Below are 23,929 nucleotides of genomic sequence, written 5' to 3'. Positions count from 1 at the left end.
GCTCCGAAGGCGCGATATCCGCGCATTGCGCAGGATCATCCGTCGAACTGCCGCCGGGTTCGCAGACCCAGGAGACCTGGCTGTCAAAGGAGCTCGGCGTGTCCCGCACCCCCTTGCGCGAGGCCATGAAAGTGCTTGCCGCGGAGGGGTTGATCGAGCTTCGCCCCAACCGCAGCCCGCGCATTGCCGATATCGCGGCGGACGACATCTCGGAATTGTTCGAGGCGCTCGCCGGAATCGAGCGGCTCGCCGCCGAGCTCGCTGCGGAGCGCGCGACCGAGCGCGACCTCGCCCGCCTGCGCACGCTTCAGGCCCGCATGGAGGGTCATCACCGCAGCGGCAAGCTGGACGACTATTTCGCCATCAACGGCGAGATCCACAACGCCATCGTCCGCATGGCCCGCAACACGCCGCTGCGGGAAGCTCACGAGACGCTGATCACCCGGGCCGAGCGCGCGCGATATCTCGCCCTCGGCGCCGACCGGCGCTGGAGCAATTCGGTCGACGAGCACGCCGATATCCTGGCCGCCCTCGAAGCGCGCGACGGCGAAGCGGCGGGCCGCCTGCTCGGCGCGCATGTCGCGCGCACCGGCACGGCCCTGCTCGAAGTCCTCGCCGCCTCTCAGGCCAAGCAGACAGCGGCATAGTCATGAAGCTGCTGCTGCTCAACCCGAACACCAGCGCCGAGGTCACGCACCTGATGATGGGTGTCGGGCAGCGGGCGGTCTCGCCCGGGACGGAGCTGATCCCCTGCACAGCGACCCGCGGCGTGCCCTATATCGCGACGCGCACCGAGGCGCAGATCGGCGGGGCCATTGCGCTGGAGATGCTGGCCGAGCAGCACAGGAGGGTCGATGCCGCGATCATCGCGGCCTTCGGCGATCCCGGCCTGTTCGCCGCGCGCGAGACCTTCAACATTCCCGTGGTCGGCATGGCGGAAGCAGCGATGCTGACCGCCTGCATGGCGGGGCGTCGCTTCGCCATCGTCACCTTCGCCCAGGCGCTTGGTCCCTGGTACGAGGAGTGCGTCCGCGCCCACGGGCTGTGGGAGCGTTGCGCCGGCATCCGCATGCTCGATACGCCGTTTCAGGCCATCTCCGAGGTCGGCACCGAGAAGGAGGACGTGCTGGTCGAACTCGCCCACCGCGCCATCGTCGAGGACAAGGCCGATGTTCTGATCTTTGCCGGGGCCCCGCTCTCCGGCCTCGCCGAGCGCGTCGCCGACCGGATTCCCGTTCCCGTGGTCGATCAGGTCGTTGCCTCAGTGAAGCAGGCCGAAGCGCTGGTGGCCTTGCGCCTGCGCAAGGCAGCAACGGGAACGTTCCAGCGGCCCGCGGCCAAACCGACCCTCGGTCTCGCCGCTGCGCTCGCCGCCCGGATCGAGCATCGCGACAGCTGATCAGAGAGGCGGCCGACGATGCGAAAAGCCCAATTCGTTCTCGAGAACACGGCCAAAGGCAAACAAGCGGGATTCCCCGCCCGGCAGCGCGATGATCTGGATGCCGAAGGGCAGTTCGCTCGCTTCTCGTCGTCGTACCGGTATGGTCAGGACCGGAAAGCCGACCAGCGACACGATGAAGGTGACCGCGAGATAGTCGATCGGCGTCTCCAATGCCGCCCCGTCAATTGCGGTGACATCGCTGATCTCGTTCGGCCAGGAGAAGACGGACGCGGCCGGCGCAATCAGGAAATCGGTACCGATGAACAGTTCGCGAAAGCTGCGGTAGATGGCAGTGCGACGCCGTTCTGCGTTGAGGTAGTCCTGCGCGGACAGTTTCGTGCCGGCCTCGATATTCCAGATCACCGTCGGAGTGAGCTCCGCACGCCGGGTCCTCAGCAACTCGCCATAGCTGTTGGCGATGTGCGCAGCGCGCAGCACGCGGAAGGTTTCGACCGCGCCGCTACAATCGGGCGACGACGGCACGATTTCGGCAACCCGGGCCAGCGCCTCGCACGCGGTGGTGAAACGCACGCGAACGTCGCGCGCGACCGGTGCAACGCCGAAATCGGGTGTGACGGCGATCCTCGGACGTCCCGCGTTCGACCAATCGTCGCTGCCGAGGCCGAGCGATACCGGGTCGTGCCCATCGCTTCCCTTGCACACGGACAGCGCAAGCGCGAGGTCATCGACACCGCGGGCCAGGAAACCGTGGGTCGCCAGCATGTCCCAGCCGAGCGGCCGGCGCGGCGACGGAATGCGGCCGGGCGTCGGCCGGATCGAGGCGACGCCGCAGAAGCTTGCGGGCGTGCGCACCGAGCCGCCGAAATCGGTGCCATGCGCCAACGGCACCATGCCCGCCGCGACAGCGACGGCAGAGCCGCCGGACGATCCGCCGGAGGTCAGTGCGGAATCGTAGGGATTGCGCGTCGGCCCGCACAATCGGTTGGTGCAGACCGCGCCGAAACCGAACTCCGGCGTGTTGGTCTTGCCCAGAATGATCGCACCGGCGCGGCGCAGCCGCGCGACCACCAGATCGTCCTCGGCCGGAACGTGATCGCGAAACAGCATCGATCCATAGGTCGTCTTAAGCCCGCCGGTGTCGGTGAGGTCCTTGATCCCGATAGGCACACCGTGCAGCGGACCGAGCGGCTCCGATGTCGCATCGCAAATCTGCGCGGCGCGGCGAGCACCATCGGCATCGACAGTCACGAACGCCGCCAACCGACTGTTGAGACTCGCAATCCGCGCAAGATGCGCTTCAACGGCCTCACGCGAGGACAGTTCGCGCCTCGCAATCGTGCGAGCAAGCTCCGTGGTTGTGAGGTAGCAAACCGATCGATCCGATGTCATCGGGCCACCATGCCTGAGCGCGCGCCGAAAAGCGACAGGCACGGGCATGAGACTTGCTTTCTCCTCTGGGGCAACGGGAGGCAACACCATGGCTGAAACGCAAGGCGGCCGATCGCTCGTCGTCGATGCGGTCACGCACCGGTACCCGAGTGGCGCGCTTGCAGTCGAGAACATCAATCTCGACATCAAGGGTGGCGAGATCATCGCCCTGCTCGGCCCGTCCGGCTGCGGCAAGACAACGCTCTTGCGTATCATCGCCGGCTTCATCGCGCAGACGCAAGGACGGATCATCATCGGCGACGACATCGTGGACACGCTGCCGCCGAACCGCCGCGCCGTCGGGATCGTGTTCCAGAACTACGCGCTGTTTCCGCACCTGTCGATCAGTGAGAACGTCGCCTACGGCCTCGCCGCCCGCGGCATCGACAAGGCGACGCGCCAGCGCGAGGCGCAACGCCTGCTGGATCTGGTGCAGCTGCCGGCTATGGGTGAGCGGCTCCCGAGGCAACTCTCCGGCGGCCAGCAGCAGCGTGTCGCGCTGGCCCGGGCGCTCGCGATCAAGCCGTCGATCCTGCTACTGGATGAGCCATTTGCCGCGCTGGACAAGAATCTGCGGCTCGACATGCAGATCGAGGTCAAGCGGCTGCAACGCGTTTCCGGCATCACCACGCTCATCGTCACTCACGACCAGGAAGAGGCGCTATCGATGGCGGACCGCGTCGCCGTGCTGAGCCACGGCAAGCTCGAGCAGTTCGGCACACCGTCCGACGTCTACGACCGGCCGCAGACATTGTTCGTCAATACTTTCGTCGGTTCGACCAACCGCATGCCCGGCGTGGTGGTTTCGGCGGACCGTACCGCCGCCAAGGTGCGCCTCGACGCCGGCGCGGAGATCATCGCACGGCCCGCCGGCGGGGCGCTCAGCGAAGGTGGCCGAGTCACCGTCTGCATCCGTCCCGAGCATCTGCAATTCGTCGGCGACGAGACCGGCTTTGCCGGCGTCGTCGGCATGTCGCTGCCGCTGGGCGCGACCGTCGTCCACGAGGTCACGACCGCCGACGGCTCCGGCGTCAAGGTCTCCCAGGCGCGCATCGGCGAGACGCGCGCGCTGGAGAACGGTGCTGCGGTGCGCCTCGCGCCGCTCGCCCCGTCGCTCGCCAACGCCTTTCCCGCAACGCTTTAAATCCAGTCTTTGTCCAGAGGGGAGTTTGATATGATCATGAACCGCAGAAGCCTGCTGACCACGGCGCTCACGCTCGGGGCCATGAAGGCATTTCCAGGTTTGAGCTTTGCCCAGGCTCGCCCACTGGTGTTCGCGACCTTCACCGGAAGTTGGGAGGAAGCTCACAAGGCCGTGCTGGTGCCGGCATTTCGCAAGGCGAACGCAGACGCCGCGATCGTGCTCGATCCCATGCTCTCGGTGGACCAGATCGCCAAGGTCAACGCTGCGAAAGCCAATCCGCCGATCGACGTCATGCTGCATGATCCCGGCCCTGCACTCATCGCCATCGGCCAGGATCTGGTCGAGCCCTATCCGGTCGAGAAAAGCGTCCATTACAAGGACCTGATCGCCGAGGCGCAGGAGCCGATGGGCCCTGCCCCGTTCTTCCAGGTCGTCGGCCTCACCTACAATCCGGAAGCCGTCAAGACGCCGCCGACATCGTGGGCCGACCTCTGGAAGCCCGAGTTCAAGGGCCGGGTCGGAATCACCAACCTCAACTCGACGCTCGGCACCGGATGGCTGGTCGAGATCGCCAAGATGCGCGGCGGCTCGGAAGCCAATGTCGATCCCGCCTTCAAGGCGCTGGAAGAGCTCAAGCCCAATCTCGCCGCGGTCGCCGCCAATCCCGGCGCACTCGCGACCCTGTTCCAGCAGGGCCAGATCGACATCTCGCCCGGCAACTTCAACGCCATCCAGATCCTGAAAGCGCGCGGCGTGCCGGTCGAGTTCGTGGCGCCCAAGGAAGGCGCCATCGCCTTCAAGACCACGATCCACATCGTCAAGAACTCGCCGAACCGCGAGCTCGCGTTCAAGCTGATCGAGGCGGCGCTGACACCGGAGGTGCAGACCACGCTGATGAATCCGCCCTATCTGATCGTGCCGACCAATTCCAAGGTCACGATGGGCGGTGAGATCGCGCGCGTGCTGGCCAAGGACACGGCCGAGCTGAAGAAGAAGTTCGTGTTCCAGGACTGGAAGAAGATCAACGAGCAGCGCTCGGCCTGGATCGAACGCTTCAACCGCGAAATCAAGATCTAGAGCATGATGAGATTAGATTCGACTGCCGTGACGAGGGAGGTGTGCACCCTCCCCCGTTTGCGGGAGAGGGCTGGGGAGAGGGTATCTCCGCAATCGAGACCCCCCAAGAGGAGAGAACCCTCACCCGGCGCATTGCGCCGACCTCTCCCGCAAGCGGGAGAGGTGCACCGAGTCCGCGGCCGATTGATTCAACTTAAGACCATTTCATCCTAGAACATTCGAGGAATGGCGATGGGCACAGCACCGGCATCACGCGATGTGACATCCTACGGGATGGGATTGGCAGCGCCGCTGGCGCTGTTCTTCCTCCTCTTCTTCGTCGCGCCGCTGCTGCAATTGTTCTGGCTCTCGCTGCACAACGACACGGCCGGGCTCCACTGGGGGCTCGGCCAGTACCTGCACTTTCTCACCGATCCATTCAGCCTGGGCGTGCTCGGCTCGACACTGCTGCTGGGCGCCGAGGTAACCGCCGTCTGTCTCGTGCTCGGCTTTCCCATCGCCTGGCTCTATCAACGAGTCGGACCAAAGCTTCAGACCATCATCATCCTGATCGTGTTGCTGCCGCTTTTGACCAGCGTGGTCGTGCGCACCTTCGCCTGGATCGTCATCCTGGGCCGGCAGGGAATCATCAACGCCACGCTGCAATCGCTGGGGATCATCGATACCCCCCTCAAGCTGCTTTATACACAGTTCGGCGTGGTGATCGCGCTGGCGCAGGTGCAGATGCCGCTGATGACGCTGCCGCTGATCACCGCGCTCGGCCGCATCGAGCCCAATCTCGACGATGCCTCCTGCTCGCTCGGCGCCGGAAGCTGGCGCACCTTCTTCCGCGTCGTGCTGCCACTGTCATTGCCCGGCGTGATCGCCGGCTGCACGCTGACCTATGCCGCTGCGATCACCGCCTTCATCACCCTGTCGCTGGTCGGCGGCGGGCAGATGCTGTTCATGCCGATGTATCTCTATCAGCAAGCCTCCACGCTCCAGAACTGGCCGTTTGCGGCGGCGATCTCCATCATCTTCCTGCTCGCCGTGCTCGCGGTCGTCTCGGTCTTCACCACGCTCGGCCGCCTGTCGCGCGGCCATGGAGGCGCGTAATGAGCGGCCGCAGGCGTACCCTGGAAGCCCTGAGCTTCGAGCTGGTCATGACCGTGATCGCGGTGATCGCGCTGATCATCATCATCGCGCCGTCGCTGGTCGTTGTGATCGTCTCCTTCACGAGCGGCTTCTCGCTGCGCTTCCCGCCGCCCGGCTATTCGCTGCGTTGGTACGCCGAATTGTGGAATGCCTGGCAACTGCATTTCGCGGCGAAGAACAGCCTGATCGTGGCGTTCTGGGCGACCGGCCTCTCCGTTGTGCTCGGCGTCGCAGCCGCGCTCGCAATCTCGCGGTCGCGGACGTTGTCCGCACGGCTGCTCGATTCCCTCTTCATGTCGCCGCTGGTCTTGCCGGCGCTCGCCTTCGGCCTTGCCGCCCTGATGCTGTTCTCGCTGGTCGGCCTGCCGGTGTCGCCGCTGACGCTGGTGATCGGACACACCGTGGTCTGCGTCCCCTATGTCGTGCGCAACACCGTCGCCGCCCTCGCCCAGCTCGAGCCGACCCTGCTCGAAAGCTCGGCCGTGCTGGGGGCAAGCCGTCTCTACACGTTCCGCCGCATCGTGCTGCCGCTGATCCGGCCCGGCATCATCGCGGGCGCCTTCATCGCCTTCATGTCGTCCTTCGACAACGTGCCGGTGTCGCTGTTCCTGCGCGATGCCGCGACCGACATGCTGCCGATCCGGATGTGGCAGGATCTCGAAGGCAAGCTCGACGTGACCATCGCCGCGCTCTCCGGCGTGCTGATCATCGCCACCGTCGCGCTGGTCGCGGTCATGGAGCGTGTAACTGGCCTGTCGCGGCGCCTGACCAACTGATCAGGCACCGCGAAACAGCGAGTAGCCCCAGCGCGTGAATTTCAGCGGCAGATGAAAATGCTCGTCAACGTTCTTGATGCGGAACCGGAACGGCGTCACGGTCAGGAAACCGTCGCGCTCGCCAAAGAACTCGCCGAGATGAAACAGCACCTCGTACTCGCCGGCCGTCACGCCAGCGCCTTGCGCGACGGGATGATCGAGCGCGCCGTTGGCGCCGAGCCGCCCGTCGGCGATGCGCGCGGAGTCCGGATCGATCCGCCAGATCTCGACGCGCAGCCCCTGCGCCGGCCGCCCGCTCGCCACATCAACCGCGTGAATGGAAATGCCGCCTGCCACGTTGTTCCTCCCATGAGCAAGCCGCCATGGTAGACAGAAACGCGGCCGTTCGGCCAGCACCCGCATTGCTGCCGGCCCTTGGCGCGATGACCTTGCTGCAGGCCCTCGTTGCGTTTGCCTTGTTCGCGCCTGGCGTGGTCGCGCCGCGCGCCCATATCGAGGTCTGGCAGCTCTCGATATTCTCCTGCGCTGTGTTCGCCGTTGGCATCCCGGCCTCGTTCTGGGGCGGCGGCTTCATCGCGCGGGCAGGCTCGCTGCGGATCGCGAGCCTGTGCGCGGCGGCCATCGTCGTCGCCATGGCGCTGGCCGCGCTCGGATCGACCGCCGCCCTGCTGGCCGCGGGCATCTGCCTTGGCCTTGCGATGGGGCCCGAAACACCGGCGAGCGCGGCGCTGCTGGCGCGGCTCGTGACCGCCGAGCGGCGCACCTTCGTGTTCTCGGTGCGCCAGACCGGCAACCAGATTGGCGCTGTCTGCGGCTCGCTGGCCCTGCCCGCGATCGCCATCGCATTCGGACCGGCCTGGTGCTATGCGGTGGTGGGCCTCTGCGCGCTGCTGGCGATCGTTCTGTTTGAATGGTTACGGCCGGCCTACGCCGTCAAGCTCGTCCCGCCCCCAAAGCTCGATCTCCGCGCGCGGCTGGCGCTGATGACAGCGGACCGGCGTATCGCGATGCTGGCGCTGGCCTCGATGCCGTTCAGCGCCATGCAGGTGTCGCTCAACACGGTGTTCGTCACGCTCGGCACCCGCGAGCTCGGCCTCAGCCATATCGAGGCCGGCATGGCGCTCGCCTGCGCGCAAGCTGGCGGCCTCGTCGGCCGGCTCGGCTGGGGATTTGTGGCGATGCGGCTCGATGCTCCGCGCATGGTGCTCATCGTCATCGGTCTCGGCATGGCCTTCTGCGCCGCGCTGCTCGGCCTCGACGGCGGATCGCTCAGTCGCACCTGGCAGTTCGCGATTGCGGCGTTGTTCGGCTTGACGGCGTCGGGCTGGAATGGCGTCTTCATTGCCGAGATCGCCCGCCTCGCCCCTCAAGACCGGATCGGCGAAACCACCGGCGCGGTGCTGACCGCATCCTATGCCGGCCTGCTGGTGGCGCCCGCGCTGGTATCAATCCTTGATGGTGTGGCCGGCCTCGGCGCGGCCTTCTTTGCCTTGGCGTGCCTCGCCCTCTGCGGCACGGTGGCGCTGATCTGGGGAGGCCGTGCCAATGCCAGCGCATAGTGCCCGCGAGATCGCGGCCGATTTCGCAGCCGGGCGGACGAGCGCCGTCGAAACCGCAAAGGCCGCGCTCGCGCGGATCGAGGCCGCTAAGGCGTTGAACGCGGTCGTCACGATCGATCCCGCACACACGCTGGCCGACGCTGCGGCGGTCGACGATCGCCTGCGTGCCGGCGAGGCGATGCCGCTCGCCGGCGTCCCCGTCATCGTGAAGGACAACATCTGGGTCGGCGGCTGGCGCGTGACGCAGGGCTCGCGCCTGTTTAGCGATTTCATCGCACCGCACGATGCCGTCGCGATCGAGCGCCTGCGCAGGGCCGGAGCGGTCGTCGTCGGCATCGGCGCAACATCCGAGTTCGCATGCAAGGGCGTCACCACCTCGCCGCTGTATGGGTCAACGCGGCATCCGCTCGATCCCGCGCTGACGCCAGGTGGCTCGTCGGGGGGACCGGCGGCCGCGGTTGCGGCCGGCCTCGTGCCGCTCGCGATCGGCACCGATGCGGGTGGCTCGAGCCGCAGGCCGCCAGCCCATGTCGGGGTCGCCGGCTTCAAGCCGTCCTATGGCGCGATCCCCTATGGGCCAGGTTTCGCCGAGCCCTTCTTTGGCCTCTCCGTCATCGCGCCGATCGCAGCTGATGCGGCCGATATCGCACTGGTGTTCGAAGCCATGGTCGGCGCCGATCCGCGCGATCCGGATTCTTCTGTCGTTGCGCTGCAGGCCGAAGACATCGGCGGCCAGCGCATCGCGTTCTCGCCGCGCCTTGGCCTCGATGTCGCGATTGATGACGTCGTCGCGAATGGGCTCGCCTCCGCCATCGAGCGCCTTTCCGCGGCAGGTTTGTGCATCACGCAACGCGATCCCGTTTGGCCGGCAGGCACCACGGAAGACGCCATCATGCCGCTTCAGCATGCGGGTCTCGCGGCACTCTACGGTGATACTTTCCGCAAAGATCCTACCATCTTCGATCCCGACATCGCCAGGCAGATCGAGCGAGGTCTCTCCTGGTCGGGTGCCGAGGTTGCCGGAGCGCTACTCGCAAGCGCTGCGATCGCCAATGCCTTCGCGGCTTTCTTCACTGAAGTTGACCTCTTGCTGACGCCGACTGTGCCATGCGTCGCGTGGCCGCTGACGCAGCTCGGCCCGGACATGATCGGTGGAAAACCCGCAAGCCCGCGGGCCCACGCGGTGTTCACGCCCTTTATCAATCACGCCCACCTGCCGGCGATTTCGATTCGGTGCGGAACGGATCGGTGCGGGCTTCCATTCGGCCTTCAGATCATCGCCGCGCGCGGACAAGACCGCTCGCTGCTCGGAGCAGCGCAAGAGATTGAGGCCATCCTGCGAGTGTAAATCCTGCCGTGACTGAGCGGCACATCGACCTCGAACACCTGCTCGTCTGCGCATCTCGGATCGCTCGGCCATAATGGGCCCGTCGAGCCGACTGCGAAACCGCTCGTATCGGTCCAACGCCTTTTTCAAGCCTGCGGGACCGCCTCCTCGATCGACCGGTCCATCAATGCATAGTGTGCGATGCCTCCGACAATAGTCCTGAAGAAGTTCAGAGTGAAGCGACCGTAAAGAGCGCCTAACCCGGATCCCGAGGATGCAAAGCGATAGGAGGCACTGAGGACACGCGCGATCTCGAACAATCCCATGAGCTCGTGGTACACCAGCGCCGACTGAATGCCGAGCAGCGGCAGCAACAGGGACTGCAAACCGACGCTGGTCATGACGCCCTCGCTTCGGGGCGCGGCAACGGCAGGAATTGCGCAAGGTGAGCACTCCTCCACTGATATGGCGTATTGCCGGCGAAGCGCTTGAAGACTGTCGTGAAATGAGCCTGGGTCTGGAACCCGACGGTCAAGGCGATGTCTACGAGCGAGATGTCCGACCGCTGCAGCAATTCCTGAGCACGCTCGATCCGCCGCTTCAGCAAATATTCGTGCGGCCGCATGCCGACGGCCGCCCGGAACTGCGCGGCGAAGTGCATCCGGCTGAGGCCAGCAACGGCGGCCAGATGCTGCAAGGTGACCTTCGCGTCCAGATTGTCGTCGATATACTGCATGACGCGCTTGAGACGCCATTTTTGCAACGACCGCACCGCCCGGCAGGCGTGCCCTCCGCGGTCGCTCTCGGTCGGCTCGGACTGGCCTCGTCCGGCCGTCGTTCCCCCGCTGGCCTTCCGGGTCAGAATGGCCAGGCGCAATGCGTCGACGAGAATAGCGGAATGCGGATCTTGCATGGCTTTGGTTGCCGCGAGTGCATCCGAGAGGCGCCGCATCACCGGGTCCGCGCTTCCCTCCGCACCCGTCTCCCGATCGGACTCCGCGGACGCGTGCGCAAGGCGTTTTGCCGACACCCTGAAGCTTGGCCCGCCACTGGCAGATCCCCGCACGTCCGGCGCAGGCGACTCGATGGCCAGCGCAACATCCAGATGCACGAGGGAGAGCATCACTGCCGCCTCGCTGGAGCGCGGCGAACGCTTCAATGACCGCAGCTGCGGGCCGTCGATGGGAGAGACGTCCATCGTGGCGGCGACATGATCCTCGGCATTTTGCGGGTATGATATCTGCAGCGACATCGTCGAACCTCCTTGTCCCAATTTGCACCAGCAATGCCTGGCCGGCTTGTCCGAATGCTATGGGAACAGAGTAGCTCGGCGATCCGCACGCTCCATTCTACGCGCGGGTGCATGGATAAGGTCTCGGGTTAACCGCGTCATACGTAGGTATGATCGCGGGCGAGAGAGCGAGCGGAACACTCCGCCCCAGCCTCGAGCCCTGAAGCTGCCCTGCCTGCGGTAAGTTGACGCGTCCGCGATGGGCAAAATCACCGATAGGCCTTGTTTCGCTGGGGAATTTCCGTCGCGCCGCCCTCGCCGCATTGGACTATCCACGGGGTCTTCTAAGAGGGCACGAAAATCCTCTAGGGGGATATTGTGGGCGCGATCAAATCGCGGCATCAACGCGGCTGCGATGAGAAGAAGCCCTAGCTGAGACGATGACGAACTTTGATCGGCCCACGGGCTTGTCCATGAGCCGCGCCGGCCTGCGGTTCTGGTCCGCCGTCCTCGCCTTCGCGGTCTTCATGGTGGACGTGCTGACGCCGCTCGAAGGCGCGGTCGCGGTTCTCTACGTCATTGCGATCCTGCTCGCGGCGAGGACGAACCGGCGCAACGACATCATCGTCGCCGCGATCGGCTGTGCCGCCCTGACGATCACCGCGTATCTGTTATCGCATGATCACGAGCCCATCGGCTCACCGGCCCTTCGTGCCCTGGTGAGCCTAGCGGCCATCGCAATCACCACGCTGCTCGCGCTCCAGAATCATGCCGCAACCAATCGCCTGGCGGCGCAGGCTCGCCTCCTCAACCTCTCGCATGACATGATCTTCGTCCGGGATCGCGCCGGCGTGATCAATTTCTGGAACAAGGCCGCGGAACAGACCTACGGCTGGACCACCGAGGAGGCGCTCGGCCAGATCGCCGACAAGCTTCTGCGAACCAGCTATCCCGACCGGAGGGAAGTCATCGAGGCCGCCCTGCTCGATACCGGGCGATGGGAAGGCAGGGTTGAGCAGCGCACGAAGGCCGGTGCCGTACTCGCGGTCGATGCCCGCTGGGCGCTGCAACACGACCATCTCGGCAAACCCGTCGGGGTGCTCGAAACGCACACCGACGTCACGGACCAGGTGGCGGCGCACAGCGCGCTCGTGCAGAGCGAGCAACGATACCGCCGAATGTTCGACGCGAGCCGGATCGGCGTCGTAGAGGAAGACTGGAGCGGACTACGGACCGCGCTGCGTTCGCTACCCACCCAAGGGGCAGACCTGCGCGATTATCTGGCACGGCATCCCGATTTCGTCCGCCATGCCCGCGGACTTGCCAGAATTGCCGACGTCAATCCTGCCCTGCAGAAGATGGCGGGGGCGAGCAGCTCTGCGGCCTTCATCGAGAACGTGGACAAGCTGCTAGGCGAGAACGATCGCAGTTTCCTCGACGCGCTGGTGGCATTCGCGGAAGGAGAGCAGTTCCACGAAGGGGAGAGCGAGCTCGTGCGCCTCGACGGACGCAAGCTCCCCGTGCTGTTCACGATCACCTTTCCGCCTCAATCCGACGAAGATCACAACGTGCTCATCTTCGTCGTCGACATTACCGAGCGTCGGCAGGCGCAGGATGCGCTGCTGGCGGCGCAAGCCGAGCTCGCTCATGCTGCACGCGTTGCAACCCTCGGCGAGCTCAGCGCGTCAATTGCGCATGAGGTGAACCAGCCGCTGGCGGCGATCGTCACCAGCGGCGAGGCCGGCTTGCGCTGGCTGCGGCGCGACGTCCCCGATCTCAAGGAGGTTACGACGACGATCGGCCATGTCGTCGCTCAGGGCCGCCGTGCCAGCGAGATCGTGACCCGCATCCGCACCTTCCTCAAGAAGGCCCCGCCCCAGCGGGATATGCTGCAAATCGGCGAGATCATCGAGGAGGCGACCGCACTGGTCGCGCGCGAACTCGCCAAGGACCAGGTCACCCTCACCGTCGAGTCGCAGCACGATCTGCCGCCGATTCGCGGCGACCGGGTCCAACTACAACAGGTCCTGGTCAACCTTCTGATCAATGCCGGCCAAGCCATGTCAGGCCAGCCCGGTTCCCGCACCATCACGCTGCGCGCCGGCAACGAGGACAGCGAAACCCTCGCCATCATGGTACAGGATAGCGGCCCGGGCATCCAACCTGAGGATCTGCCGCGCCTGTTTGATCCGTTCTTCACGACGAAGGATGGCGGAATGGGCATGGGACTTGCGATCTGCCGAACCACGGTGGAAGCTCACGGCGGCCGGTTGTCTGTGGCGAGCACTCCGGGCTCGGGAACGACCTTCCACCTGACATTGCCATTTAGCCAAGAACACGCCTTGCCATGACCCGACCCAACCAGGCGCAGCCGCCCGCCCAACCCTCCAGTGCATTGGTGATCGTCGTCGATGACGACGAAGGCATCCGCGCCTCGCTCGACAGCCTGTTCCGATCCGTCGGCCTGCAAACGCGCCTGTACGGCTCGCCCGCCGAATTGCTTGCCGGCTCGCTGCCCGACGGTCCCGGCTGCATCGTGCTGGACGTCCGCCTTCCGGGCGTGAGCGGGCTCGATCTGCAGAGCCAGTTCGTCCGGCAGGGCATCAGCTATCCGATCATCTTCATGACCGGCCACGGGGACATTCCGATGTCGGTGCGTGCCATGAAGGCCGGTGCCGTCGACTTCCTTTCAAAGCCGTTTCGCGACCAGGACATGCTGGATGCCGTGACCGCGGCGCTCGAGCGTGATGCGCAGCACCGTGCCGAAGCCGCGGCCAAGGAGGACATCCGCGCCCAGTACGAGACCCTGACGGCGCGCGAACGCGAGGTGATGGGCCATGTCACCGCCGGCCTGATGAACAAGCAGGTGGCGGCCCTGATCGGCCTCAGCGAGATCACGGTTAAAATCCACCGCGGGAACGTCATGCGCAAGATGGGGGTTAGGTCATTGGCCGACCTCGTTCGCAAGGCCGAGGCGCTCGGAGTTTCCCAAACCCGCAGGACTACGGACCAAACCTGAGTATAATTTCGGCGGTCCGGGCCCCGGGTGCATAAGGCATTATCGGCCGCGCAACGGGAGATATCCTCCTTGCCTTGCGGAACACCGCGGTCAGGATTGTGCGCAAATGGCCAAGACCCCTGTGATTGCGATTGTGGACGATGATGAAGGCGTTCGCGCTTCGCTTGCGAGCCTGGTGCGTTCGCTCGGCTACGAGGCCGATGCCTACGAGTCCGGCCTGGACTTCCTGCGGCATGCGCCGGGAGATGATCCGGCATGCATGATCACCGACGTGCAGATGCCGGTCATCACGGGCGATGAGTTGCAGGCCCAATTGATTGCCGCCGGCCGCCGCTTCCCGATCATCTTCATGACCGCATTTCCAAGCGAATCCGTGCGCCAGCGTGTGATGGCGGCGGGCGCGCATTGCTATCTCGGCAAGCCCTCCAGCGGCGATGAGATCATCCGCTGCCTCGAAGAGGCGCTGGCAGGCCACGCGCCGTAGCCCGCCTATTCGTCCCTCGCGCAACGGCCCTCCTCCCCAACCAGACGTGCATTCCGACAACTGGGTTGATGGACCGGAAATACCGGCAGGAACTGCAAACCTCATAATCGTCGTCGACTTTTTCGACTTCGGCCGGGCGGCACGCTTTGCCGAAAAACGGATGAGGCACGATGCCCGTGAACGCCACCAGTGCTGCCGCGCCGTCCCCGTTGGTCTTCGCCGGCTTCCCGGCAAGCTCCTGGGGCTTCGCGCTGCGGGTATGGCTGGCGATGATGCTCGCACTCTATGCGAGCTTCTGGCTCGAGCTCGAATCCCCCTCGTCGGCAGCCTTGACCGTGGCGATCCTGGCTTTGCCGACACGCGGTCAGGGCATGGAAAAGGCCGGTTACCGGCTGCTCGCGACGGCGATTGGGGTCATGGCATCGATTGCGATCGCCGGCGTGTTTTCTCAGACCGACGGCCTCCTGCTCGCCGTGCTCGGCATCTGGGTCGGGCTCTGCGTCTATGTCGCCGCCATGTTGGACGGCAATCGTGCCTATGCGGCGGCGCTCGGCTGCATCACCGTTGCCCTGATCGCCATCCAGCAGATCGACACGCCGCTCCAGGTGTTTCCGGCCGGCATCGCGCGCGGTGCCGCCATCGGCATCGGGGTGCTTGCGGTGGCGCTTGTCAACGAGGTGCTGGCCGCGCCGAACTATCATCCGGTACTGGCAGGCCGCATCGAGGCGCTGTACGACCGGGTCAAGGCCCTCACGCACGGTACCGACCTTGACTCCGCAGCGGCTGCCGCGAGCCTGTTGCACGACATCGCTGCGATACGTCCGGAGATCGCCAGCCTTACCACGGAATCGAGCATCGGCACGGCACGGACCGCGGCCGCGCGTTCCGCGCTGGTCGACCTCGTCAGCGTCCTCTCCCTTGGGCGCATGCTCGCGGCGCTCCCGGTCACGTCCGCCCCGGCGCAGAGTGCGAACGGCCCGGTCCAGAAGGCGGCCACGCTGACGGCCATTTCCCGATCCTGGCTCCGCAGCGAGATCAGCCATAAGCTTGCCCAGGTCCGCAGCAGCCTCGATGCGCTGCACCAAGGGGTACGTCCGTATCATGCATGGCGAGCGCCGCTCTACCGCTCGCGCCGCATCGCGGCGAAGGCCGGCGCACGGGCCGCGATCTCATTCACGCTGATCGCGATCTTCTTCGTCCTGACAGGCTGGCCGACCACCGAGCTCTGCCTCTCGCTCGTCGCGGTGATCCTCGGCCTCGGCTCGACGGCGCCCGCGCCACGCACCTTCACGATGGTGACGGTGATGGCGATGCCGATCGCCTGCGCGCTGGCGGGCATCCTGAAATATTTCGTCTTCAACGGCGTGTCCGAATTTCAACTGCTGGCGATCGGTCTCGCGCCTGTCGTCATCGGCTTCGCGCTGCTGATCTCGTCGCCGAACCCGCTGCTGTCTTCCCTCGGCCGGCTCACGCTGGTGTTCACGATCGCCGTCCTCGCACCGACCAACCCGCAGAACTACGACCCCGAGGTCTTTCTCGTGACGAGCTTCTTTGCCTGCCTGTCGTCCGTGCTCGTGCTCGCAGCGCAGACGCTGCTGCCTCCATTGTCGGGCGACCAGCGAGTTCGTCTGCTGTTGCGAGAGGCCACGGACCAGCTGGGCCAGCTCGACCGCTGGCGAGTTCGAGACCTCGCGCCAGAGGAAGCCGCGTTTCGCGACGCGGGGCGAGTCGAACAGATTTTGAGCGCAAACGGCGCCTCGGCTCTCAATGGTCAGATCGCGGCGAAGGCGATGCGCTGTTTCGACCAGGTTGAGAGCTTGCGACGCTGCCGCGCCGAACTGGAGCGGCTGACTCAAGGTCCGCTCGCCCGGCTGGTGCAGGACGCACGAGACGCCCTCGCCCAGCGCAACGGTGCCGCGATCCTCGTCGCTGCCGGGGCGCTGAGCAAGGCGGCATCGCAAAACAACCTGTCCGCGAATTCGGCCATCGCCGTGCTGGTTCCGGCAGCTACCATATTTGCACCATCGCAGTCTCCAACAGAGCCCAGCCAAGGCAAGCAGCCATGACAAACACATATCGGGAGCTCGTCATCGGTGGCGTGCTCATTGCTCCCATCGTCTCCTATGCCGCAATCGCGCTGCTTGCGTTCCTGATGCTTCGCCCGCTGCTGCGCTTCGTCGGCTTCGCGAGAGTCTTCAGCAACCCGTCGCTCGCCGAACTTTGCCTCTACGTGGCGATGTTCGGCACGCTCGCGCTGTTCTTCTAGGAGACGTGCCATGGAAGCCACCCTGCCTCGGGACGTCACCCCGCTTCACGGCGAGCCCCCAGCCGAAGCACCGGTCGATGCCGCAGACGCCGTGGACGGTTCAAACGCGCCGCAGACCGTGGCGCGCGACACCAGCGATCGGGCACTGCACAGCATCAGCCCCTCCGCATGGGCTACGCCTGCCACGAGGCGCCTGCGCCAAGCGGTCGGCCGCTTCATGCGCGGTGCCGGCAGGCACCTTGCGACACTCGGCATCGCATTGGTCGCAATTCTCATAGCGGCTTCAACCTGGCAGCACTACGTCACCGCGCCCTGGACGCGGAACGGCAGCGTCCGCGTGCAGGTCGCCAACGTGGCGCCGCAAGTGGCGGGCAAGATCGTGGAGCTTCGGGTGGCCGACAACCAGTTCGTCCACAAGGGCGACATCCTCTACGTGATCGATCCGTTCGACTTCGAGGTGGCCGTTCGGGTCGGCAAGGCTCTGGTCGACCAGCGGGCGGCGGACCTCGTGGTGAAGCAGGCCGAGTTCGACCGCCGGCAGCACCTGTCCGATCTTGCGACGACGCCCGAAGAACAGCAAATCTATGCAGGCAACGCGGCGCAGGCGAAGGCTGCCTACGAGGCTGCGGCGCACCAGCTCGCACAGGCGGAACTGAACCTGAAGCGTACGAGCGTGGTCAGTCCCGTCGATGGTTACGTCACCAACCTCCTGTTGCGCGCGGGAGACTATGCCGTCACCGGCGTCAGCAACGTTTCCGTGATCGATTCCAACAGTTTCTGGATCGACGGCTATTTCGAGGAAACCAAGATGGCGCGGGTTTGCGTCGGCGATCGCGCCGAAGCCCAACTGATCGGCTATCCCAAGCCGATATTGGGACATGTGAAGACCGTGACACGCGGCGTCAGCGTGTCGAACGCCGCCGCTGGCACACAGGGCCTGCCCAACGTGGACCCGATCTACACCTGGGTGCGGCTCGCGCAGCGCGTACCGGTTCGCCTCGCCATCGACACTGTGCCACCCGATGTGCCGCTCGTCTCCGGCATGACAGCGACGGTGACGATCCGGCAGCCATCCGCGAGCGAGGGCCAAACCTGGCTCGACCGGTTCCGCGCGAACTTCGTCGATCCCGTCTCCGATCTGTTCGGCGCAGGCCGCCCGCCTCGTCCGGACTGCCTGCAGGCGACATCGCAGCAACGCCCCGAGGTGGAAGCACTTCCCTATACGCGCGAGCCCGCGGTTCCTCCGGCAGAGAAGATCGCACCCGGCCTAACACCCGGCATCGACGCCTCGCCACGCCTGCCCTGAAGCAGGCCAGGACGCTTGACCTGGACGAGACGCACCATGCGTCTCGTCCCTTCCGCACGCACCAGCGCGACAGCCAGCACGAGTTCCGTGCGGCGACCTGACCTCGACACCCGCGAAGGCCCGGTCTCACGTACTGCGTGCGGGCCTCTTGTGGATCATGCGAAATGAGAAACGGCGGGGGTTCATGAAATACTCTGGCTGCGGGATCGGCGATGGTGTGCGTGTTAAGTGACTGAGACCCCCAAGTCACGGCTCGAGCCTCCCTCCTCCCTAGGCATCCGAGCATTTTAGGGGCCGTCCTCCCCCAAGGGACGGCCCCCTTTTTTTTCGACGGCACAATGGGCGATCGAGGGCATCTCCCGTTCGTGATTTGCCGGCGCTAGCTAGAGGATGACGTGACGCGTGAGCCAGGTGCGGACGCCCTGAAGGCTCCTGAAATCATCCAGCGCGTGCGCCGGAACTCCGGGTGCGGCTTCCGCAGCCATGCCGCTCAGCGCGTGTCCCGGCCCGAGTTCGAGAAATCCTGTCGCGCCCGCTTCGACACAGGCTTGCAGGCAATCGGCCCATTGCACGGTTTGCGAGATTTGCGCGGCGAGTTTGTCGAGACCAGTCCCGGGGGAGACGACCGGAGCGGCATCGATTCCGCTCAGAATGCGCGCACCGGTCCGCGGGGGGAATATCACCGATGCCTCGTGCAAGGTCTGACGAAAGACGGCAGACGCCGCGGCGAGTCGTTCGGTGTGGGAGGCGACCTCGACCGGCAACGCAACGATCCTTGCGTGCATCGCCCGCGCGTCTCGGACAAAATCGCTTAGCGCCTCACGGCCGCCGCCGATGACAAAGGCATCGCCCGGATTGACGATGGCGACCGCCGTACCGTGACACTCGCAAAGGCGATCGACCTCGTCCCGGGAAGGACCGTGGACGAAGATCAGTCCGTCACCGGTGTGCGTGGCCTCATTCATGACCTCCGCCCGGCGTGCCACGAGGTCCAGCGTGACGGTCGCGTCAAGCAGGCCGCCGACACCCCAGGCCGCGACCTCGCCGACACTGTAGCCGGCAATGATGGCGCTAGGTGGAATGGCATCTCCGAGCGCGGCCGCGGCGGCGAGGGCCTGCAAGGTGCACAGAACCTGGCCAGCACGATTGCGATGCAGGGCCTCGTCGGATTCGGCGCGCGCGAAATTGCGTGGATCCTTGCCGCCCAGCAATGTCGCCGCATGCGCAAACAGGGGCGCGGCCTCCGGCGCATCGCCCGTGAGGGCGAACATATCGCGATGCTGCCCGCCCTGCCCCGAACAAAGGATTGCCAATGTCATGGTCACGCCCTAATGCGGAAAGAGCAGCGCAATCACAATCGCCAGCGTCGGAACGCTGAATGCGGTGCTGGCGATAACCATGGACCCCACCCTTGCGGAATCCAGCCGGTAGTTGACCGCGAACAAAATCCCGAAAAAGCCCGAGGGAACCGCGGCGAGCAGAATGGCCGTCTTCGCTGCATCCTGCGCGATCGGAAGGACGAGAATGACCGCGACAGCCAACAACGGGCGGACGATGTCCGAGGCCACCGTTGCAGCGCTGATCTTCCAATCCAGCCGAAACGATTGCGCCGACAGAATGGCTCCGGTGAGGAACAGGGCGACGCCGGCTGCCGAGCTTCCGATCAGGGCGAGGCTCGCATGAGCCAGCGCGCCGAGGCTGACGTCCGACAACGAGAACACGATGCCGAGCGCGGGCGCCAGCACCACCGGCTTGGTGATCGCACGGCGGACTGCCGTCAAGATCTGCCGCGCCGCCATTTCTTCGCCACGAGCCTTGGCGGCACCCATTTCCGCTACGATCAGGGTCAATGGGCTGATGAGGATCGAGCCCGCCGCCAATGCGACGGCAACCGGAACGGCGCCGGTTGGACCCACGACTGAGGTCATGATCGGAAGACCCACCCCGGCGAGATTCGGGAAGCCGATCGTCAACGCCTGCAGGGCGGCCTCGGACTGGGAGAGCTTGGAGAGCCGACGTGCGACAAAATACCAGGCAAGATAGAGCAGCAGCATCGTGACGCCGAGCACCAGGAAGAGCGGTACCTGGTCGATCATCTCACGGCGCGACGCTGAGGCGGTCGCGGCGAACAGTGAAGCGGGCAATGCAAAATCCATCACGAGCGCGTTGAGAGCGTCGACATGGAGATTGTCGACGACATGAAGTTTTCCGGCCGCGTATCCCAACAAGAGAACGAAGAAGATCGGCACGAGCGCCATCAGGATTGCATTGGACATCATCGGCATGGGCTCTCATGGGCATCGACAAAGAGTGTCATCGCGAGCAAATCGGCCGATCCACCCGGGCTGAGACGACGGGCGACGAAGCTGTCATGGATCGATTGCGCCCGCGTACGCCAACCGGGCACGCTGACGCCGCCGGCATCGATGAAGCATCGCGCCGCATCATGCGCAAAGCGAAGGCCGTCGAACCCACCGCGATGCAGGAGGTTGGTGTCCTCGACCGAGGCGATCAGGGCAAAGCATGCCTCGACCCGGGCGGCTTCAGTATCTTCCGGCACGGCATGCGCCACCCTGCGCAGCGCCGGCAATCCGATCCGGTAGACGCTGGGAAATCCGTTCGCGGCCTCGGTACGCGCACCGCCGGCGTGAAAACGGCGTCGGGCCGCGCTGCCGTGGCTATGCAACAGCACCGGACCGTCGAGGATGCCGTCGCTCCACAGGCGCCTCACGACCTCGCCAAGCGAAAGCTCGGGATCGACCAGCCCGCCGGCCCTCGCACCGGCCGCCGCACACAACAGGCCGAGCCCGAAGATCGCGCCGCGATGCGTGTTGACGCCAGAGGTCGCTACAAACATCGCGTGCTCGGCCTCGAGGCCGATGATCCGCAGCCGCCCCATGCCGCAAGCGCGCGCGCCTGCATCGGCCAGGCGCTGAAGATGGGGCTCGATCGCCGCAGCGCTGCGACGGAACGTGCCGGCATCCATATCAACGTGACTGCCATTGTCGATATGACTCACGAGCCCCGGCTTCGGCCAGGTTTCCAGCTCCTCGACGAGGCAGCGGGCGGCGATGGCGCCGATGGCGGAAACGTCGGGCGTGATGCGCGCCCGCCGCTGAACCGACCGTTCCAAACCTCGCATGGCCGCGGTGATCATGATCCCCTCGCTCCGGAAATGAATCGATCCCTGCCGAGCAGGATCACGCTCTCGATGCTTTTCACCAGGAGCTCGCTACCGCCGCCGTGGAGTTCGCGCCAGTTCACGGCAGCACCATCCGCCCGCATCAGTTCGCCATCGATCCGCATCGGTGCTTCGATTTCGATCGCAGCCACATCGGCAACGAAACGATCGACGTCGGTTTCACCGCGAAACTCGAACAGCACGTCGAGGTCCGATCGGTCCGTCACGTAGTCGAGCCCGGTCAGCGACTGCCAGGCCAGGCTGCCGAAGACGCGCGCGTCCACCGAGTGACGAAGCTCCAACCGGTCGAGCCGATCGAGCGTCGGCCACCAGTTGCGCGGCGCGTAAGCCCGCGCCTGCCGCAGCGACGGCGGTCTCGCGACCGAGACGACGTGGTCGATATCAACCAGGAGGGAGATCCGCTTCTTGCCGGCCGATGGCGGCAATGGCAAGCCCAGAGCAAGACCGGCTTCCTCGCATGGCAGAGCGCGCCGCCTGATCGCTGGCCAGCCCATTTTGGACCAACGTGCGACCAACGCATCGGTAGCGAGATCGCCGCGCGCTTCCAGCATCGCACGCCATCCCGCCGGGCTGACGAAAACGAGGTCATGACGATCTGGTGAGCGCTCACCGTGCTTGCAGGGCCAGGTCACGAACCCGCTCCGCAATATCAGCGGCCTTCAGCCGGCCACCACGCGCCTTACCAAGCGCATCCCGCTGGTCTCGCGCGGCCGGCATGTCGGCCAGCAGCGCCTCCAGTTGATCAGCGAGCGAGGCGTCATTGCTCCATGTCATGTGAACCGCGCCCATCTGCACGAGATTGGACAGCCCCGGCGCGAACACCGGCGTCGACTTCGCCTTCTCCTCGAGCGCTTCCATCGATAGCTTGGTGACCTTCGCCGTTGACGGCAGGTCCATCACTGCAGGGTGTGCGCCGGGCAATCCGATCAGCACGCGGGTTGCAAGTCCCGTCGCGAGCAGAGCGCCCGCCGCCGAGTGACCGTAGAGAAGGCCGATGGTCGGGCGGCCGTTCATGTCCGCGTGGATCAACACTTTCGCCAGATGCGCAAGGAATTCGTTCAGCCCGAGCAACTCGTCGCGCTTGCTCATGCGCTGGCTGTCGCTATCGACGAGCACCAGGATCGGGCCAGAGTCCCGGCCGATCGACGCCAGGACATGGCCGGACAATCGGATCGCCTCGTCGACGCCCAGTGCGGTTCGATCCGCGACACCGAGGACGAGCATTTTGTCGCCGCGTCGCAGCGTCGCCGAGCCGAGAAGGACGCCTTTGTCGTTCCTGATCTCATGGCCCTTTGGGAACAGCGAGGCGAGAATGTCATCGAGCGTCACGGCTGGTCCTCCCGATCCTGTCGGCGAGCGTAATGAACTGGTCGGCCGGCAGCTGCGGAACCGTTTCAGCATGCGCGATGCCTTGCGCCGCCCAGATGTCGACGGCATCCAAGCAGGCACCGTAGCGGCTTAGCCGGTCGGCAAGCCGCTCCTGCTCCGCCTTCAAGCGGTCGAGGCCGAAAGGTCCGATCAGACCCAGCAGTTCCAACGCGGCCTCGCGGAAATCCTGCACGTTGTCATCGGCAAAGACGTCGGCGGCGCCGAGCAGCCGGCGATGCTTGCCGCCCATGGTGCGCCAGACCAGCGCGCGGTCGCGGGAGTCGAACTCCTCGACGCCGCGATTGGTCTCGATGACCTCGGGGCCCGACACCGCAATCCGCCCGGGCTCCGAGACGGCGAGAGCCGAGCAGCAGCCTGCGATCAACCCACCGCCGCCGTAGCATCCGGACCGGCCGCCGATCAGGCCGACCACCTTCACGCCGGCGCTGCGCGCCTCCATCACCGCCCGCATGATCTCGGCGATGGCGAGCTCGCCCGCATTGGCTTCCTGCAACCGGACGCCGCCGGTGTCGAACAGGATCAGGACGGGCATCGATGCGATCTGGCTTGCCGCGCGGAGCAACCCGATCAGCTTGGCGCCATGCACCTCGCCGAAGGCGCCGCCCATGAAACGGCCCTCCTGTGCGGCGACGAACACGGGCGAGTCATCGAGGCGGCCATGGCCGACGACGATGCCGTCGTCGAACTGCTCGGGCAGATCAAAAATCTTCAGATGCGGACTGACCTCGCGCTGCTCCGGACCGATGAACTCGGCGAAGCTGCCGGCATCCAGCAGCAACTCCAGCCGCGTGCGGGCCGACGCTTCGTAGAAGCTGGTGCTGCGGGCGCGCTCGGCCGGTGTGACGTCCTCGAGTGGTGTGGTCATTGGCCGTTCTCCGTGATCAATCGCACTGCCTGCGCCAACCGAAGCGAGACCGTATCGGGGCGCGCGCCGCCGTCATTGATCGAGAATCTCAGCCCGCCGGGTGAATAGCGCTCGACGAAATCGCCGATTACGGCGGTCCAGACCTCGCCGAAGCCAACCGCCGCGGTCCTGATCTCGATGGCGCATTCCGCATCCGGGAGGACACGTTCCACCAGCACCTCCAGATTGCCCGAAGCGACAACGCCGACGATCGCGCTCTGCCTGGCGCCGCCGGCCCTGGTACGAACGCTGTGCTGAAACCTAAGATCTTCCATGGCCCG

The 23,929-nt window shown here is 65.6% G+C and carries 24 protein-coding genes and 1 pseudogene; 14 read left to right on the top strand and 11 right to left on the bottom strand.

What is annotated here, in order from left to right:
* Positions 1-16: 16 nt before the first annotated feature.
* Positions 17-647: pseudogene (locus H1B27_RS07240) on the top strand (GntR family transcriptional regulator).
* A 2-nt stretch (positions 648-649) separates the two neighbouring features.
* Positions 650-1,399, top strand: coding sequence for an aspartate/glutamate racemase family protein (locus H1B27_RS07235; RefSeq protein WP_061882115.1), 750 nt, complete (start codon positions 650-652; stop codon positions 1,397-1,399).
* On the opposite strand, the gene H1B27_RS07230 is transcribed toward H1B27_RS07235, so the two are convergent.
* Positions 1,400-2,791, bottom strand: coding sequence for an amidase (locus tag H1B27_RS07230; protein WP_197965509.1), 1,392 nt, complete (start codon positions 2,789-2,791; stop codon positions 1,400-1,402).
* Between the two features lie 88 nt (positions 2,792-2,879).
* On the opposite strand from H1B27_RS07230, the gene H1B27_RS07225 reads away from it, so the two are divergent.
* The 4 genes from H1B27_RS07225 (at position 2,880) to H1B27_RS07210 (ending at position 6,961) form a co-directional block, all read left to right on the top strand.
* Positions 2,880-3,974, top strand: coding sequence for an ABC transporter ATP-binding protein (locus tag H1B27_RS07225; RefSeq protein ID WP_061882113.1), 1,095 nt, complete (start codon positions 2,880-2,882; stop codon positions 3,972-3,974).
* Between the two features lie 30 nt (positions 3,975-4,004).
* Positions 4,005-5,051, top strand: a complete 1,047-nt coding sequence (locus H1B27_RS07220) for an ABC transporter substrate-binding protein (protein WP_197965508.1) — start codon at positions 4,005-4,007, stop codon at positions 5,049-5,051.
* Positions 5,052-5,282: 231 nt separating this feature from the next.
* Positions 5,283-6,146 (top strand): ABC transporter permease, encoded by an 864-nt coding sequence (locus tag H1B27_RS07215; protein WP_197965507.1) that lies wholly within the window; start codon positions 5,283-5,285, stop codon positions 6,144-6,146.
* The gene (locus tag H1B27_RS07210) at positions 6,146-6,961 is read left to right on the top strand and encodes an ABC transporter permease (protein ID WP_197965506.1); all 816 of its coding nucleotides are present in this window, start codon (positions 6,146-6,148) and stop codon (positions 6,959-6,961) included. Before H1B27_RS07215 ends, H1B27_RS07210 begins: the two co-directional genes overlap by 1 nt.
* Here the strand turns inward: H1B27_RS07210 and H1B27_RS07205 are convergent, their stop codons facing one another.
* A complete protein-coding gene (locus tag H1B27_RS07205) occupies positions 6,962-7,297 on the bottom strand; it encodes a hydroxyisourate hydrolase (RefSeq protein ID WP_197965505.1) in 336 nt (111 codons plus the stop codon).
* A gap of 26 nt (positions 7,298-7,323) precedes the next feature.
* On the opposite strand from H1B27_RS07205, the gene H1B27_RS07200 reads away from it, so the two are divergent.
* Both H1B27_RS07200 and H1B27_RS07195 read left to right on the top strand, forming a co-directional pair.
* Positions 7,324-8,520, top strand: coding sequence for an MFS transporter (locus H1B27_RS07200; protein ID WP_197965504.1), 1,197 nt, complete (start codon positions 7,324-7,326; stop codon positions 8,518-8,520).
* Positions 8,507-9,868 (top strand): amidase, encoded by a 1,362-nt coding sequence (locus H1B27_RS07195; RefSeq protein WP_197965503.1) that lies wholly within the window; start codon positions 8,507-8,509, stop codon positions 9,866-9,868. Before H1B27_RS07200 ends, H1B27_RS07195 begins: the two co-directional genes overlap by 14 nt.
* Positions 9,869-9,993: 125 nt before the next feature.
* Here the strand turns inward: H1B27_RS07195 and H1B27_RS07190 are convergent, their stop codons facing one another.
* Both H1B27_RS07190 and H1B27_RS07185 read right to left on the bottom strand, forming a co-directional pair.
* Positions 9,994-10,248, bottom strand: a complete 255-nt coding sequence (locus H1B27_RS07190) for a hypothetical protein (protein WP_061882106.1) — start codon at positions 10,246-10,248, stop codon at positions 9,994-9,996.
* Entirely contained in the window at positions 10,245-11,099 is an 855-nt protein-coding gene (locus tag H1B27_RS07185; protein WP_197965502.1) for a helix-turn-helix domain-containing protein, read from the bottom strand. The genes H1B27_RS07190 and H1B27_RS07185 overlap by 4 nt, the downstream gene beginning before the upstream one ends.
* A 506-nt stretch (positions 11,100-11,605) precedes the next feature.
* On the opposite strand from H1B27_RS07185, the gene H1B27_RS07180 reads away from it, so the two are divergent.
* The 6 genes from H1B27_RS07180 (at position 11,606) to H1B27_RS07155 (ending at position 18,153) form a co-directional block, all read left to right on the top strand.
* Positions 11,606-13,429 carry a PAS domain-containing sensor histidine kinase gene (locus H1B27_RS07180; protein WP_246515239.1) on the top strand — a complete coding sequence of 608 codons (1,824 nt, stop codon included), beginning with the start codon at positions 11,606-11,608 and terminating at the stop codon, positions 13,427-13,429.
* Positions 13,426-14,097, top strand: a complete 672-nt coding sequence (locus tag H1B27_RS07175) for a response regulator transcription factor (protein ID WP_028179426.1) — start codon at positions 13,426-13,428, stop codon at positions 14,095-14,097. The genes H1B27_RS07180 and H1B27_RS07175 overlap by 4 nt, the downstream gene beginning before the upstream one ends.
* A 106-nt stretch (positions 14,098-14,203) precedes the next feature.
* Positions 14,204-14,581 carry a response regulator transcription factor gene (locus H1B27_RS07170; RefSeq protein ID WP_061882103.1) on the top strand — a complete coding sequence of 126 codons (378 nt, stop codon included), beginning with the start codon at positions 14,204-14,206 and terminating at the stop codon, positions 14,579-14,581.
* Between the two features lie 170 nt (positions 14,582-14,751).
* A complete protein-coding gene (locus H1B27_RS07165; protein ID WP_197965500.1) occupies positions 14,752-16,647 on the top strand; it encodes an FUSC family protein in 1,896 nt (631 codons plus the stop codon).
* Positions 16,644-16,847, top strand: coding sequence for a DUF1656 domain-containing protein (locus H1B27_RS07160; RefSeq protein ID WP_028179429.1), 204 nt, complete (start codon positions 16,644-16,646; stop codon positions 16,845-16,847). Before H1B27_RS07165 ends, H1B27_RS07160 begins: the two co-directional genes overlap by 4 nt.
* 10 nt (positions 16,848-16,857) lie before the next feature.
* On the top strand, positions 16,858-18,153 hold the full coding sequence (locus H1B27_RS07155) for an HlyD family secretion protein (RefSeq protein WP_197965499.1): 1,296 nt from the start codon (positions 16,858-16,860) through the stop codon (positions 18,151-18,153).
* A 383-nt stretch (positions 18,154-18,536) separates the two neighbouring features.
* Here H1B27_RS07155 and H1B27_RS07150 read toward each other — a convergent pair whose 3' ends face one another.
* From H1B27_RS07150 to mdcC, 7 genes are read right to left on the bottom strand one after another with little or no spacing between them, the layout of a single operon-like run.
* Entirely contained in the window at positions 18,537-19,472 is a 936-nt protein-coding gene (locus H1B27_RS07150) for an acyltransferase domain-containing protein (RefSeq protein ID WP_197965498.1), read from the bottom strand.
* 9 nt (positions 19,473-19,481) lie between these two features.
* The gene (locus H1B27_RS07145; RefSeq protein ID WP_061882306.1) at positions 19,482-20,432 is read right to left on the bottom strand and encodes an AEC family transporter; all 951 of its coding nucleotides are present in this window, start codon (positions 20,430-20,432) and stop codon (positions 19,482-19,484) included.
* Complete coding sequence (mdcB, locus tag H1B27_RS07140; protein ID WP_197965497.1) at positions 20,429-21,310, bottom strand: triphosphoribosyl-dephospho-CoA synthase MdcB; 882 nt, start codon at positions 21,308-21,310, stop codon at positions 20,429-20,431. The genes H1B27_RS07145 and mdcB overlap by 4 nt, the downstream gene beginning before the upstream one ends.
* Positions 21,307-21,987, bottom strand: a complete 681-nt coding sequence (gene mdcG, locus H1B27_RS07135; RefSeq protein WP_197965496.1) for a malonate decarboxylase holo-[acyl-carrier-protein] synthase — start codon at positions 21,985-21,987, stop codon at positions 21,307-21,309. The genes mdcB and mdcG overlap by 4 nt, the downstream gene beginning before the upstream one ends.
* Positions 21,962-22,684 (bottom strand): biotin-independent malonate decarboxylase subunit gamma, encoded by a 723-nt coding sequence (gene mdcE, locus H1B27_RS07130; RefSeq protein WP_197965495.1) that lies wholly within the window; start codon positions 22,682-22,684, stop codon positions 21,962-21,964. Before mdcE ends, mdcG begins: the two co-directional genes overlap by 26 nt.
* Entirely contained in the window at positions 22,671-23,609 is a 939-nt protein-coding gene (locus H1B27_RS07125) for a biotin-independent malonate decarboxylase subunit beta (protein WP_197965494.1), read from the bottom strand. The genes mdcE and H1B27_RS07125 overlap by 14 nt, the downstream gene beginning before the upstream one ends.
* Positions 23,606-23,923, bottom strand: coding sequence for a malonate decarboxylase acyl carrier protein (mdcC, locus tag H1B27_RS07120; RefSeq protein WP_061882095.1), 318 nt, complete (start codon positions 23,921-23,923; stop codon positions 23,606-23,608). Before mdcC ends, H1B27_RS07125 begins: the two co-directional genes overlap by 4 nt.
* Positions 23,924-23,929 lie beyond the last annotated feature (6 nt).

The organism is Bradyrhizobium diversitatis (assembly GCF_016031635.1).
Lineage (GTDB): Bacteria > Pseudomonadota > Alphaproteobacteria > Rhizobiales > Xanthobacteraceae > Bradyrhizobium > Bradyrhizobium diversitatis.
The sequence above is the reverse complement of the archived record's forward strand: the minus strand, read 5'-3'. Positions and strand labels throughout refer to the sequence as shown.

Bases quoted from the DNA above. Each gene is read 5' to 3' on its own strand.
- H1B27_RS07235 (WP_061882115.1), top strand. From the start codon at position 650: ATGAAGCTGCTGCTGCTCAACCCGAACACCAGCGCCGAGGTCACGCAC.
- H1B27_RS07230 (WP_197965509.1), bottom strand. From the start codon at position 2,791: ATGACATCGGATCGATCGGTTTGCTACCTCACAACCACGGAGCTTGCT.
- H1B27_RS07225 (WP_061882113.1), top strand. From the start codon at position 2,880: ATGGCTGAAACGCAAGGCGGCCGATCGCTCGTCGTCGATGCGGTCACG.
- H1B27_RS07220 (WP_197965508.1), top strand. From the start codon at position 4,005: ATGATCATGAACCGCAGAAGCCTGCTGACCACGGCGCTCACGCTCGGG.
- H1B27_RS07215 (WP_197965507.1), top strand. From the start codon at position 5,283: ATGGGCACAGCACCGGCATCACGCGATGTGACATCCTACGGGATGGGA.
- H1B27_RS07210 (WP_197965506.1), top strand. From the start codon at position 6,146: ATGAGCGGCCGCAGGCGTACCCTGGAAGCCCTGAGCTTCGAGCTGGTC.
- H1B27_RS07200 (WP_197965504.1), top strand. From the start codon at position 7,324: ATGGTAGACAGAAACGCGGCCGTTCGGCCAGCACCCGCATTGCTGCCG.
- H1B27_RS07195 (WP_197965503.1), top strand. From the start codon at position 8,507: ATGCCAGCGCATAGTGCCCGCGAGATCGCGGCCGATTTCGCAGCCGGG.
- H1B27_RS07190 (WP_061882106.1), bottom strand. From the start codon at position 10,248: ATGACCAGCGTCGGTTTGCAGTCCCTGTTGCTGCCGCTGCTCGGCATT.
- H1B27_RS07185 (WP_197965502.1), bottom strand. From the start codon at position 11,099: ATGTCGCTGCAGATATCATACCCGCAAAATGCCGAGGATCATGTCGCC.
- H1B27_RS07180 (WP_246515239.1), top strand. From the start codon at position 11,606: ATGGTGGACGTGCTGACGCCGCTCGAAGGCGCGGTCGCGGTTCTCTAC.
- H1B27_RS07175 (WP_028179426.1), top strand. From the start codon at position 13,426: ATGACCCGACCCAACCAGGCGCAGCCGCCCGCCCAACCCTCCAGTGCA.
- H1B27_RS07170 (WP_061882103.1), top strand. From the start codon at position 14,204: ATGGCCAAGACCCCTGTGATTGCGATTGTGGACGATGATGAAGGCGTT.
- H1B27_RS07165 (WP_197965500.1), top strand. From the start codon at position 14,752: ATGCCCGTGAACGCCACCAGTGCTGCCGCGCCGTCCCCGTTGGTCTTC.
- H1B27_RS07160 (WP_028179429.1), top strand. From the start codon at position 16,644: ATGACAAACACATATCGGGAGCTCGTCATCGGTGGCGTGCTCATTGCT.
- H1B27_RS07155 (WP_197965499.1), top strand. From the start codon at position 16,858: ATGGAAGCCACCCTGCCTCGGGACGTCACCCCGCTTCACGGCGAGCCC.
- H1B27_RS07150 (WP_197965498.1), bottom strand. From the start codon at position 19,472: ATGACATTGGCAATCCTTTGTTCGGGGCAGGGCGGGCAGCATCGCGAT.
- H1B27_RS07145 (WP_061882306.1), bottom strand. From the start codon at position 20,432: ATGATGTCCAATGCAATCCTGATGGCGCTCGTGCCGATCTTCTTCGTT.
- mdcB (WP_197965497.1), bottom strand. From the start codon at position 21,310: ATGATCACCGCGGCCATGCGAGGTTTGGAACGGTCGGTTCAGCGGCGG.
- H1B27_RS07125 (WP_197965494.1), bottom strand. From the start codon at position 23,609: ATGACCACACCACTCGAGGACGTCACACCGGCCGAGCGCGCCCGCAGC.
- mdcC (WP_061882095.1), bottom strand. From the start codon at position 23,923: ATGGAAGATCTTAGGTTTCAGCACAGCGTTCGTACCAGGGCCGGCGGC.